The 12,195-nt window shown below is 56.3% G+C and carries 10 protein-coding genes and 1 tRNA gene; 9 read left to right on the forward strand and 2 right to left on the reverse strand.

Translation table 11 applies throughout. The features are described from left to right. The first annotated feature begins 23 nt into the window (after positions 1-23). The 4 genes from THISIDRAFT_RS05595 to ftsX all read left to right on the forward strand — a co-directional run bounded on the left by THISIDRAFT_RS05595 (position 24) and on the right by ftsX (position 2,991). The gene (locus THISIDRAFT_RS05595) at positions 24-1,004 is read left to right on the forward strand and encodes a DUF2887 domain-containing protein (RefSeq protein ID WP_006786909.1); all 981 of its coding nucleotides are present in this window, start codon (positions 24-26) and stop codon (positions 1,002-1,004) included. A 375-nt stretch (positions 1,005-1,379) separates the two neighbouring features. After that, positions 1,380-1,784 (forward strand): BRO-N domain-containing protein, encoded by a 405-nt coding sequence (locus tag THISIDRAFT_RS05600; protein WP_006786910.1) that lies wholly within the window; start codon positions 1,380-1,382, stop codon positions 1,782-1,784. A gap of 53 nt (positions 1,785-1,837) precedes the next feature. Beyond that, positions 1,838-1,924 (forward strand) — tRNA-Leu (locus THISIDRAFT_RS05605). An 89-nt stretch (positions 1,925-2,013) separates the two neighbouring features. Then, complete coding sequence (gene ftsX, locus THISIDRAFT_RS05610; protein WP_006786911.1) at positions 2,014-2,991, forward strand: permease-like cell division protein FtsX; 978 nt, start codon at positions 2,014-2,016, stop codon at positions 2,989-2,991. A 38-nt stretch (positions 2,992-3,029) separates the two neighbouring features. Here the strand turns inward: ftsX and aceK are convergent, their stop codons facing one another. After that, positions 3,030-4,835 carry a bifunctional isocitrate dehydrogenase kinase/phosphatase gene (gene aceK / locus THISIDRAFT_RS05615; RefSeq protein ID WP_006786912.1) on the reverse strand — a complete coding sequence of 602 codons (1,806 nt, stop codon included), beginning with the start codon at positions 4,833-4,835 and terminating at the stop codon, positions 3,030-3,032. Between the two features lie 236 nt (positions 4,836-5,071). On the opposite strand from aceK, the gene aceA reads away from it, so the two are divergent. The 4 genes from aceA (at position 5,072) to rpsT (ending at position 9,925) form a co-directional block, all read left to right on the forward strand. Beyond that, positions 5,072-6,382, forward strand: coding sequence for an isocitrate lyase (gene aceA / locus THISIDRAFT_RS05620; RefSeq protein ID WP_006786913.1), 1,311 nt, complete (start codon positions 5,072-5,074; stop codon positions 6,380-6,382). An 89-nt stretch (positions 6,383-6,471) separates the two neighbouring features. Further along, a complete protein-coding gene (locus tag THISIDRAFT_RS05625; protein WP_006786914.1) occupies positions 6,472-6,783 on the forward strand; it encodes a YciI family protein in 312 nt (103 codons plus the stop codon). 105 nt (positions 6,784-6,888) lie between these two features. Beyond that, positions 6,889-9,495 carry a bifunctional aconitate hydratase 2/2-methylisocitrate dehydratase gene (gene acnB / locus THISIDRAFT_RS05630; protein ID WP_006786915.1) on the forward strand — a complete coding sequence of 869 codons (2,607 nt, stop codon included), beginning with the start codon at positions 6,889-6,891 and terminating at the stop codon, positions 9,493-9,495. A 166-nt stretch (positions 9,496-9,661) separates the two neighbouring features. Beyond that, the gene (rpsT, locus tag THISIDRAFT_RS05635) at positions 9,662-9,925 is read left to right on the forward strand and encodes a 30S ribosomal protein S20 (protein WP_006786916.1); all 264 of its coding nucleotides are present in this window, start codon (positions 9,662-9,664) and stop codon (positions 9,923-9,925) included. A gap of 338 nt (positions 9,926-10,263) precedes the next feature. Here the strand turns inward: rpsT and blaOXA are convergent, their stop codons facing one another. Next, positions 10,264-11,055 carry a class D beta-lactamase gene (gene blaOXA, locus THISIDRAFT_RS05640; RefSeq protein WP_006786917.1) on the reverse strand — a complete coding sequence of 264 codons (792 nt, stop codon included), beginning with the start codon at positions 11,053-11,055 and terminating at the stop codon, positions 10,264-10,266. 601 nt (positions 11,056-11,656) lie between these two features. Here blaOXA and THISIDRAFT_RS05645 point away from each other — a divergent pair. Then, on the forward strand, positions 11,657-12,195 hold a 539-nt coding region (locus tag THISIDRAFT_RS05645), incomplete at its 3' end, for a transposase (protein ID WP_221913961.1).

Consider the following 12,195-nt stretch of genomic DNA (forward strand, 5'->3'; position numbering starts at 1 on the left):
TCCAGCCCAGTGAAAGACACGCCATGCACACCGACAAACCGATGTATCTGCTGTTAAGCGCAGATCCCGAGTTCTTGCGCTTGCTGACCGACGGGATAAACATCACAGGCCCGTACCACCTCGAAGCCCTGGACGTCAAAGCCTTGGAGCGGCGCATCGACGGCGTGATACTCCCCGAGGACGACCAACAACCGATCTGGGCCATAGAAATACAAGCCCAGCGGGATCCACTGATCTACCATCGGCTCCTCATCGACATGGGACTGCTCGGCGAACGCCACCCCAAACGCGACATCCGGGGCCTTTTACTGTTTCTCAGCCCTGCACAAGACCCCAAAACCCGCCCCTGGCAGCCATGCCTGGAACAGGCCAGCGCACACTGCCCCGTGCGCCGGGTCTATCTGCTTGATGTCCTCAACCGCCTGAAACACACCGCCCCGGAACACCCACTGCTCGCCACCTTCCTGCCCTACCTGCTCGAAGACCGCGAACACCTGCGGGAACAGGCACCACAGGCCTACCGTCAAATCCAACAGGCCGCCCTGAGCGCGCGTGCCCGCCGTCACTGCCTGGACGTCTTCCAATCCTGGCTCATGGCACGCTTTGACCAACTCACCCTAGAGGAGATCCTCATCATGCTTGGAGAACTCACCCCCTTAGAACAAACCCGCGCCTATCGCGACATCGTCGAGAAAAACCAACCCATCTGGCTTGACCAGGGGCGTAGGGAAGGCCGCCAGGAAGGGCGTCAGGAAGGGCGTCAGGAAGGGCGTCAGGAAGGGCGTCAGGAAGGGCGTCAGGAAGGCCTGCGGGAAGGGCTGCGGGAAGGCGAAGCCCAGCTGCTGCTACGCCAACTGCAGCGCCGCTTTGGCGCGTTAAGCGAAGCCCAGCAAAGACAGATAAAAGCCCTTCAGGTAGAACAGCTTGAAGCGCTCGGCGAGGCACTGCTGGAATTTAAAACCCGTGCCGAGGTAGATGCCTGGCTGAACGCACATCCAGCCTAATCGCCCTGGGAGCGCCTGCCGGGAGCGCGGAGCACTGGCTCCGCCCTGGGATCGCGCAGCACCAGCTGCGCATTTGATACGCTTTAAACCCCACGAGGCCTGCGGCCTCGGTGCGCAGCTGGTGCTGCGCGGTCCCAGGGGGCTTGTGTTTGCGTGGTGGGCGGGATTAGCCTCCCATGAAGAAGCGGAAAAGCCGCTTTGATGCGGTTTTTTTGTGTCTGTTATCTTTACTGCGCGCTTCTCGCTCCATGCGGGTGGCTGTATGTGGGCGTCTTCGACGCGCCAGACTTCTTCCTGGTAGGCTAACCCATACAGTCGCCTGCGCCCCTTCCGGGCACAGGTTCTCAAGTGAACGTGTATGGAGTTAGCCAATCAATGAACACCGTTAACCCTTCTGTGATTCCCTTTCAGTTCGATCATCTCGACATCCGTGTTTTGCTGCTGGAAGGTCAACCGTGGTTTATTGCCAAGGATGTGGCCGTTGCGCTGGGGTATACCGATGCCAAACAAGCAATAAGAAATCACTGTAAATATGCTAAGTCATTGAATGCTATAGGGGTGTCTATTCAACACCCCTATACAGATCAAGCACTTAGGCTTGATCCGCAAACCAAACTCATCCCCGAACCTGACGTTTACCGTTTAATTCTGCGCTCGAAATTGCCCAGCGCAGCGCGCTTTGAGGCGTGGGTGATGGAAGAGGTCTTGCCGACCATCCGGCGTACCGGCGGCTATTCTGGTATACCTGACACACCTGCCGACCGCCGCCACACGCTGTAAATTTTTGCTTGCCAAGCGGCAAAAAATCATTAAAATGATGACCCTTCCCTTATGCCGGGATGGCGGAACTGGTAGACGCGCCGGACTCAAAATCCGGTTCTGGTAACAGAGTGCGAGTTCGACTCTCGCTCCCGGCACCATCATTAAAACGGTATGCAGCCTGCTACCGTCTGCATATACAAACTTCAGCCTATGCTTTGGCTGCGAGCTAACCACCTGCCTTGCTGCAATGACACCACCCCAGACAGCCAAGTCCGCCGCTAAAAACCTCAGTCCGGTGGCACTTTCACGCCTGCAAGCCTATGGCGTGAATCATGTACGCGCCTTTGTCTTTAGTCTCAAGCGGCTGTATAAAAGCCCGCTGGCCTCATTATTAAATATTCTGGTCATTGGTTTTGCGCTGGCGCTGCCGGGGATGTTGTTCATTTTGCTGGATAACGCCCGCGCCGTGACAGAGCGCTGGGATCATGCGGCGAGTTTGAGTCTGTTTGTGGCGCATAGCGTCAGTGACCATGAGCTCAAAACCCTGGCAGATACTTTGGTGCAGCGTCATGATATTGTCCAGGCGCAGGCTCTGACGCGCAGCGAAACTTTGGCGGAATTTCGTGCTTTGTCGGGCTTTACTCAGGCTCTGGATGCTCTGGAGGAAAATCCACTGCCGGGAGTGATTGTGTTGACGCCCCATGTCGATCACCAAGGCCCGACGGCGTTACAGGCGCTGGCTGAGGAGCTGGCCGTGCATGAGGGCATTGCGCGGGTGGTGGTGGATATGCTGTGGCTGGAACGTCTGCACGCGATCATGCAGCTGGCGCAATGGGGGGTTGATATCCTCACGGTGCTGTTGATCATCACGGTGTGGCTGGTGATTGGCAATAGCATCCGCTTGGAGATTCATAACCGGCGTAAGGAAATTACGCTATCCAAGCTCATCGGCGCCAGTGATGCCTTTGTGCGCCGTCCGTTTCTTTATGGCGGTCTGTGGCTGGGGAGCCTGGGGGCGTTGATGGCCTTGGGCATTATCGCCGGTGTGCTGTTTTTATTACACATTCCGCTTAGCCAGCTGGCGGCTTTATATGCGCATTCCTGGCACCTGCAAGGCCCCCAGTGGCACGACATCGCCTGGCTGTTTAGTGCCGGTAGCCTGCTGGGCTTTTCTGGGGCCTGGATCACGGTGGCGCATTATCTGCACGAAATTGAGCCCGCGTAACGCCCGCAACCGCACTGCGGGCGTTCTCCGTGGCGTGATTAAGACTGCATGTCCACCAGTTCGCGTTGCGGGCGGGTGCGCGAAGGGCTGCTATACATCGACACCGGGCAGCTGTCCGGTTCGTCTGGACGCGAAAAACGCAGTTCTTGCGCATAGGGGAAGACATCGCCATACACCCCCCGGCGCACCTCCCACTGACGCTGCCGCCAATAGCTGTCATCAAACAGCTCGGGATGCAGGCTGCGCAGCAGGCGCCGCAATTTCGGATCGGTGGTCAGGAAAGTCAAAAACTCCTCCGGGAACACATCATGCGGCCCGACGCTGTACCACGGCTCTGAGCTGAGCTCATCCTCCGGATGCAGCGGCGGCGGAATCTTGCGAAACTCGCATTCGGTTAGATAGCAGATCTCGTCGTAGTCATAAAACACCACTTTTTTGCTGCTGGTCACCCCGAAATTTTTAAACAACAGATCACCGGGGAAGATATTGACCGCCATCAGTTGCTTGATCGCATGGCCCCAGTCATCCAGCACCGCACGGGCTTCTTCCGGGGTGGCGCTTTCCAGATAGACATCCAGCGGAATCAGGCGTTTTTCGGTGTATAGATGCCGGATAAACAGCAAATCTCCCTCGATTTCCAGCTGTGAAGGAATCGCTTCTTGCAGCTCTTGCAGCAGTGCCTCGGAAAACCGCGCCAAGGGAAAGGCGACGTTGATAAATTCCAGGGTATCCGCCATGCGCCCCACCCGGTCATGCATTTTCACCTGCAGATAACGCCGCTTGACCAGTTCGTGCGTGACCTCTTTTTGCGGGGCAAAGCGGTCACGGATCACCTTGAAAACATGCGGATACGAGGGCAGGGTAAACACCGCCATCACCAGCCCACGGGTTCCTGGAGCCACCTCGAAACAGTCGTCGGTATCTTCCAGATGGTGTAAAAAATCGCGGTAAAAATCGTGCTTGGCCTGTTTATGAAAGCCAATCGCCATATACAGCTCAGCCAGCGGTTTATGCGGCATGATGCTTTGCAAAAACATCACCGTGGCTGCCGGTACCGGGGTTTTCACCAGAAAATAGGCCCGCGCAAAGCTAAACACGGTTTCGGCTTCTTCTTCCGTGGTCAGCAGGGTGTCGGCATACAGACCGCCGCGCTCATTATTCGCCAGCGGTATGATGAAGGGATGGCTGTCATCACCCTGCACCACGCGCCCGATCAGATAGGCCGCCTTGTTGCGGAAGAAGGGAAATTCCAGCACATCAATGCGCCAGTGCTTGATCTGGCGCTGCGCAAAGGGGCTGCGATCCATCAAGGCCTGGGCAATGCGTTCGGCGTCGCGGTCAATGTCTTCGTAAGGGACATTGAAATAAAAGGCCGAGAGGATTTCCCAGGCACAGGATTGCAGGCCGCCATCGCGCGGATGAAAGGACATAAACCCCCGGTAGCGCTCAGCCAGCGCTGCGCGATCCACCACCGATTCCACGAAAATATTCTTGTTATTGAAGTATTTGCGCTCAAAGGTGCGGCAAAAGACCGAGTTATAGAAGGTTTCGGCCAGCTCCGGGCGGCTGTGGCGCATCAACAGATCGGTATAGGCGGTTTTGACACTTTCCCACAGCGCCTCATCAAGCGTTTCCATGTCAAAGGATTTTTTCAGCTTGCCGATGGTTTCGCGCACCCGCTTGTCATAAAAACTGATGCGAGTGGCCGCTGCCATGCGCACCGCCTCCCATTCAGCGGCTTCAAAGCGTTCCCGGGCGACGCTGGTGATTTCCTGAAAGAACGAGAAATGGCGCTCAAAGCCGGTGAGGATGGAGCGCGCAATCTGTTGGGCGAGGTCGTGCATGGTGGGTAGTTGACCTGTAAGCTGGGGTTTAGAGGAAGAACCAGACCTTAGTATTAACGGCGGCAATTATCCATAATTACTAATATTGGATTTTTCAATTCATAGTATTGAAATATATTTTTAACCGTTTAGGCCATTGATCCATTATCCTTGACGCACTGCACAAAAAGGAATTTAAAGCTTTTTGGTAACATTTAGCAATAACCCATTTCAATAATCGTTATAAAAGGTTCCTGATGAATAAGAGCAGACAGCAGCAAATCAAAGACTTAGAACGTGATTGGGCAGAAAATCCCCGCTGGAAAGGGGTCAAGCGCGGCTATAATGCCGAGTCTGTTGTGCGCCTGCGTGGTTCTCTGCAACCGGAACACACCTATGCCCGTCGCGGTGCTGAAAAGCTGTGGAACCTGGTCAATGGCAGTGCAAAGAAAGGCTATGTCAACTGTTTGGGCACCCTGACCGGCGGTCAGGCCGTACAGCAGGCCAAAGCCGGTATTGAGGCGATTTATCTGTCAGGCTGGCAGGTTGCTGCGGATGCCAACACCTCCGAAACCATGTACCCCGACCAGTCCCTGTACGCCTATGACTCCGTGCCGACCGTCGTGCGTCGCATCAACAATGCCTTCAAGCGTGCCGATGAGATTCAATGGAGCCGGGGCATTGATCAGGATTCTGCCGAATTCATCGACTACTTCCTGCCCATCGTCGCTGATGCCGAGGCCGGTTTTGGCGGTGTGCTCAATGCTTTTGAGCTGATGAAGAATATGATCAACGCCGGCGCTGCGGGTGTGCATTTTGAAGACCAGCTCGCTGCGGTGAAAAAATGCGGCCACATGGGTGGCAAGGTGCTGGTCCCGACCTCCGAGGCCGTACAGAAGCTGGTCGCTGCCCGTCTGGCGGCTGACGTGATGGGTGTGCCGACGGTGCTGCTGGCGCGTACCGATGCCGAGGCCGCGAACCTGCTGACCACCGACGTGGATGATAACGACCGTCCTTTCGTCACCGGTGAGCGCACTGCAGAAGGCTTTTTCCGCGTCAAGCACGGCCTGGAACAGGCTATCAGCCGTGGTCTGGCCTATGCCCCTTATGCCGATCTGGTATGGTGCGAAACCGGCACCCCGGATATCGGCTTTGCGCGTGAATTTGCCGAGGCACTGAAGGCCCAAAACCCCAACCAGCTGCTGGCCTATAACTGCTCGCCTTCGTTCAACTGGAAGAAAAACCTTGACGACAAGGCCATTGCCGAATTCCAGGACAAGCTTTCCGAGCTGGGCTACAAGTATCAATTCATCACCTTGGCCGGGGTTCACAGCATGTGGTTTAACATGTTCACTTTGGCCTATGACTATGCCCGTGGTGAAGGCATGCGCCACTATGTCGAGAAAATTCAGCAGCCTGAATTTGATTCACGCGACAAAGGCTATACCTTCGTATCGCATCAGCAGGAAGTGGGCGCTGGCTACTTCGATGATGTCACCACCACCATTCAGGGCGGTACCTCTTCCGTCACTGCATTGAGTGGTTCCACGGAAGAAGAGCAGTTCTAAATCTGCTGTAGTACGCCAAACGGCCGCTTTTTGCGGCCGTTTTTGTTTGTGTCCAACCGGTTTTAAGCCTTGCCCAAGGATTTGCAGCCATGCGCTATGTGATTTACGCCCAAGATGTCCCTGATTCCCTTCCTCTGCGCGCAACAGCCCGTCCCGCCCATCTGGCCCGTCTGGAGGCCCTGCAGGCCGAGGGGCGTTTATTTCTGGCCGGTCCGCTGCCTGCCATTGACAGCCTTGATCCAGGCCCGGCGGGGTTTAGCGGCAGTCTGATTGTGGCTGAATTCGCTTCGCTGGAAGCAGCAAAGCAGTGGGCCGAGGCAGACCCTTATGTCGCGGCTGGGGTTTATGCCCAGGTCACGGTGAGTCCCTTCAAACAGGTCTTTCCCGTCAGCGCGCAATAAGCCGTGTCTACACGCCCATCTGTTAAAATGGCCTGCGTACCCTGCTGGGGCCGTTATCTCTGGCAGACGCCTTTGATTTTACCGTTAACAACCTAAGGTTTAACCATGCTTGAAACCTATCGCCAACACGTTGCTCAACGTGCAGCCGAAGGGCTTGTGCCCAATCCCCTGACCTCTGAAATGACCGCGCAACTGGTGGACTTGCTCAAAGCACCGCCCGCCGGTGAAGAGGCGTTTTTGCTGGAGTTATTGACCCATCGGGTTCCCCCCGGTGTGGATGAGGCCGCCTATGTCAAGGCTGGTTTTCTGAGCGCGGTCGCCAAAGGTGAGGTCAGCTCCCCGCTGATTGACAAGGCACACGCGGTCAAACTGCTGGGCACCATGCAAGGCGGCTACAACATCGTCACCTTGGTAGAATTGCTGGATGATGCCGAACTCGGGGCCAAGGCCGCCGACGAACTCGAACACACCCTGCTCATGTTTGATGCCTTCCACGATGTCGCTGCCAAGGCCAAAGCCGGAAACGCACATGCTAAACGGGTGTTGCAGGCGTGGGCAGATGCCACATGGTTTACCAACAAAGCAGACATTCCTGAAAAGATCAGCCTGACCGTCTTTAAAGTCACTGGCGAAACCAACACTGACGATCTCTCGCCTGCCCCGGATGCCTGGTCGCGCCCGGACATTCCGCTACACGCCAAAGCCATGCTGAAAATGGTGCGTGATGGCATCGAACCCGATGAACCCGGCGCCGTCGGCCCGCTCAAGCAGATTGAACGCATCAAGGCTCAAGGCTTTCCGGTGGCGTATGTGGGCGATGTGGTCGGCACCGGCTCCTCGCGCAAATCCGCCACCAACTCGGTGTTGTGGTTTTTCGGCGATGACATCCCCTATGTGCCCAACAAGCGCGCCGGCGGCTTTTGCTTTGGTGGCAAAATTGCGCCGATTTTCTACAACACCATGGAAGACGCCGGCGCACTGCCCATTGAAATGGATGTCTCCCGCCTGGAAATGGGGCAGGTGATTGATCTGTATCCCCATGCCGGAAAGGTCTGCCGTCATGACAGCGACGAAGTGCTGAGCGAATTTACTCTGAAAACGCCGGTATTGCTCGATGAAGTGCGTGCCGGTGGGCGCATCCCGCTGATCATTGGCCGGGGCCTGACGGAAAAAGCGCGTGCCGAATTGGGTCTGGGGCCTTCAGAGATTTTCAAGCGGCCACAGCCCCCGGTGGACAGCAACAAGGGCTACACGCTGGCACAAAAAATGGTCGGGCGCGCCTGCGGCGTAGACGGAATTCGTCCAGGCACCTACTGCGAACCGAAAATGACCACCGTCGGCTCGCAAGACACCACCGGGCCAATGACCCGTGATGAACTCAAAGATCTCGCCTGTCTGGGCTTTTCCGCCGATCTGGTGATGCAATCCTTTTGCCATACGGCAGCCTATCCCAAGCCGGTGGACATCAGCACCCAACACACCCTCCCCGACTTCATCATGAATCGCGGCGGCGTGTCGCTGCGCCCAGGAGATGGCATCATCCACTCCTGGCTCAACCGCATGTTATTGCCTGATACCGTCGGCACCGGCGGCGATTCACACACCCGCTTCCCGATGGGCATCTCCTTCCCCGCTGGTTCCGGTCTGGTCGCCTTTGCCGCTGCCACCGGCGTCATGCCGCTGGATATGCCCGAATCCGTGCTCGTGCGGTTTCAGGGCAAACTCCAACCCGGCGTCACCCTGCGCGATCTGGTTCATGCCATTCCCTATTTTGCCATTCAGCAAGGACTGCTGACGGTTGAAAAGAAAGGCAAGAAAAACATCTTCTCCGGACGCATTCTGGAAATCGAAGGGCTGGAGCATCTCACTGTCGAACAGGCCTTTGAACTCTCCGACGCCTCGGCAGAACGCTCAGCCGGGGGTTGCACCATCACCCTGTCAGAAGAATCCATTGCCGAATATCTGCGCTCCAACATCACCCTGCTGCGCTGGATGATCGCCAATGGCTACGGCGATGCCCGCACCATCGAACGCCGGGCGCAGGCGATGGAAGCCTGGCTGGCTGATCCGCAACTGCTGCGCGCCGACAAAGATGCCGAATACAGCGCCGTCATTGAGATTGATCTTGACCAGATCAAAGAGCCGATCCTGTGCGCCCCCAACGATCCAGACGATGCACGCCTGCTGTCTGAGGTCGCCGGGGCACGCATTGATGAAGTCTTTATCGGCTCGTGCATGACCAACATCGGCCATTTCCGCGCTGCGGGCAAACTGCTGGAGCAACACAAAGGCGCCCTGCCAACGCGCCTGTGGATCTCCCCGCCCACGCGCATGGATCAACACCAGCTTACCGAAGAAGGCTATTACGGAATTTATGGCCGGGCTGGCGCACGCACCGAAATGCCGGGCTGCTCCCTGTGCATGGGCAATCAGGCGCGAGTGGCCGCCAACAGCACCGTGGTTTCCACCTCCACCCGCAACTTCCCCAATCGTCTGGGCGATGGCGCGGATGTCTACTTGGCCTCTGCCGAACTGGCCGCCGTGGCCTCAATTCTGGGGCGTCTGCCAACCCCACAGGAATATCTGCAGTATGCCGATAACCTCAACACCATGGCCGCAGAGATCTACCGCTACCTCAACTTTGACCAGATGGAACAGTACCGCAAAGCCGCTGGCACAGCAGGCAAAGTGATCCCCATTGTTGCGGCATAAAAATCGCCGTGCGTTTTGCATTGATGCAAGCCCCGGCGCTATAATAGCGCGATGGTCTGCATGACCAGATAACGGCGGGTCGGCACAAGGCTAACCCGCCGTTTTGTCGTTATTCTTATTTTTTATCCTTATTTTTCCGTGCTGTTTTGTATCAGGAGATACCCCTTTGGCAAATATCAAATCCGCCCGCAAGCGCGCCCGTCAGGCAGAAGTCAGCCGTCAGCGCAACGTCGCCCTGCGCTCGCGCTTTCGCACCGCCGTAAAAAAAGTCATCAAAGCCCTGCGTGACGGCGACAAACAAGCCGCCCAAAGCGCCTACCAGGCCGCCGTGCCGATCATTGATGGCGCCGTCAACAAAGGCATCATCCACCGCAACAAAGCGGCCCGCCACAAAAGCCGCCTCAATACCCGCATCAAAGCCGCCTCCTAAATCCTGCCAGCACCCGTTTGCTGGGAGCGCGGAGCACCCACTCCGCATAAAAACGTGGCGGCATCATCTTGATGCCGCTGCCTGTAGCGACACCGTCCAGGTGTCGCCACCTCAAATCCGCACTACACGCTCCCCAAACCAACCCCACCCACCTCGAACAACTACAAAACTGGCAACCGCTCATCAAACAAGGCACCATCACCAAATAAACCGAAACAGCCCTACAAGGTGTATCCGTTGAGCACATCCAAGGTATGCTGAACGGCATGACGCCTGAATTACGCCGAGCGGCGAAGCAGCGTTGGCTTGAATGAATTGTACCTGCTGTGTTGTTGTCACTATTGCGGCGTTGGCAGCGCGTCAATGGATTGCAGGATCGCACGAGCTATCTGCTCTCGCTTGGCAAGGTCACCCATTCGATTGGGGGTATCAATATTCAGTGCGAAGAATACCGGCCCGGTCGGCCACTCAACCCACCCGATCCACCAGCCTATTTGCCCCTCCCAACCGGTCTTGGCGCGCAGAATCCATTCTCGCCCAGCTTCGACAATCATGATGTCCTTCACGAGACGTTGATGCTCGATTTTAAAGGGCAGTTCATTCCTGTAGAGGCGCTGCAGGAAGGAAATCTGCTCATACGCGGAGATGGCGAGATTGCCATCTACCCAGTAGGCACCCTCGCGACTGGTCGGATCTGCATTACCATAGTCAAGTTGCTCCAGGTAGCGGCGCGCCGCCTCTTCACCAATTTTCTTCGCGAATTGCTCATAAACCCAAAGTGCAGATACGCGCATGGCAGAACGGAGGTTTTGATCACGGTTGTGGTCGGAGAAGCCCCGTTCAACTCCGTCCCACTCAAACACCTGAAACTCATCACTAACGGCACCGGAATCCAGTGCCAATAAGGTATGCGGAATCTTGAATGTGGAGGCTGGAGAAAAGCGTTTGGCTGCTCGTTCCTGTCCATAGACCCACACAGGATAGTTTTTATTACGTTCATCGACCACCACGATAGTGCCCTTTGCATTAAACTTGTCAAAAAACGTGCCCCAATCAGAACGGTCTTGCGCAGCGCCGCATAACGGAAAGGCAATAGTGAATAAAAGAAACAAAAGCGATTGGATTCGCATGGATTCTCCAAAAATTTAACGCCAAGCTCACCAGCACCGCTATTCTCGGATTCGGCTGGAGCAGCTCAGTTAGGTTTGATTAAACAATTCAGGCTGCTTTTAGTGTAATTTATAAAATTGATTATTTGCGAATCTTGCACCATTTAAAATCTCAAGTTTAGCAGAATTTTTATTGACTCATTTTTCTATTTTATGGTAACTCCTCAGGCTGCGGCGTAAACGTCACGCGCAATCTCTCAAACGGATTCTGCCGATTGAACGTGCTGATTTCCCTGACCGCATCACCCGCTAACGGAGTTCAAAGTACCCTGCAGCTTCAACGCGGGTTACCCAACGCATCGCCACGGCCGTTTCACCCGGTCGGGCGCATGATGTCCGTTGAAACACGCGGGTCTCTCTCGTTGCCGGAGGTTCGGGCCTTCACCGTGTCTCACCCATTACGGTGAGCATTTGGCGACGAGGCCGTCTGCTGTTTTTTGTCTCATCACGCCAAGCGTTACTGAATGGGCGCTGTCCGGATCAGGGTAGGGTCTGGTAGTGATTTCCAAGGCTTTTGCATTGGCTTATAGTGGACCCCGAAATCTGGACAACAGCTTAAGCGATGACAAAGCCTCCAGCATGGGGTAGCGAAGAGATGAGCGAGAAGAGGAAGCGGAACACATACAACGCCGAGTTCAAGGCCAAGGTCGGGCGTGAGGCGATCCATGGGGTCAAGACCGTCAACGAGATGGGTCAAGCCTACGGGGTTCACCCGGTGCAGGTCAGCAAGTGGAAGAAGGCAATCGTTGAGCAGGCAGGGACGCGCTTTGAGGGCAAGCGTGGTCCGAAACCGGCAGCGGAGCAGGACTCGCCGGATCGGCTCTACAGCGAGATGGGCCGCCTGAAGATGGAGCTGGACAGGGACTGGCTCAAAAAAAACAGGGATCACCCTGCCATGAGCCGCCAGGGCTGGATTGAGGCGGAGGGTGCGCGCTCCATCGTGCGGCAGTGTGAGCGGGCGGAGGTAGCTCGAGCGACCGTATACGCGCATCGCCATCCATCACAGGAGAACGCGACGGCGCTGCTGCTGTGCCGTCTGCTCGACGAAATCTATACGCGGCGACCGCTCTACGGGGAGCCGCCGGATAGTAGCCGAGCGGC

The organism is Thiorhodospira sibirica ATCC 700588, from assembly GCF_000227725.2.
Lineage (GTDB): Bacteria > Pseudomonadota > Gammaproteobacteria > Ectothiorhodospirales > Ectothiorhodospiraceae > Thiorhodospira > Thiorhodospira sibirica.

Bases quoted from the DNA above. Each gene is read 5' to 3' on its own strand.
- THISIDRAFT_RS05595 (WP_006786909.1), top strand. From the start codon at position 24: ATGCACACCGACAAACCGATGTATCTGCTGTTAAGCGCAGATCCCGAG.
- aceK (WP_006786912.1), bottom strand. From the start codon at position 4,835: ATGCACGACCTCGCCCAACAGATTGCGCGCTCCATCCTCACCGGCTTT.
- blaOXA (WP_006786917.1), bottom strand. From the start codon at position 11,055: ATGCGAATCCAATCGCTTTTGTTTCTTTTATTCACTATTGCCTTTCCG.
- acnB (WP_006786915.1), top strand. From the start codon at position 6,889: ATGCTTGAAACCTATCGCCAACACGTTGCTCAACGTGCAGCCGAAGGG.
- aceA (WP_006786913.1), top strand. From the start codon at position 5,072: ATGAATAAGAGCAGACAGCAGCAAATCAAAGACTTAGAACGTGATTGG.
- ftsX (WP_006786911.1), top strand. From the start codon at position 2,014: ATGACACCACCCCAGACAGCCAAGTCCGCCGCTAAAAACCTCAGTCCG.
- THISIDRAFT_RS05625 (WP_006786914.1), top strand. From the start codon at position 6,472: ATGCGCTATGTGATTTACGCCCAAGATGTCCCTGATTCCCTTCCTCTG.
- THISIDRAFT_RS05600 (WP_006786910.1), top strand. From the start codon at position 1,380: ATGAACACCGTTAACCCTTCTGTGATTCCCTTTCAGTTCGATCATCTC.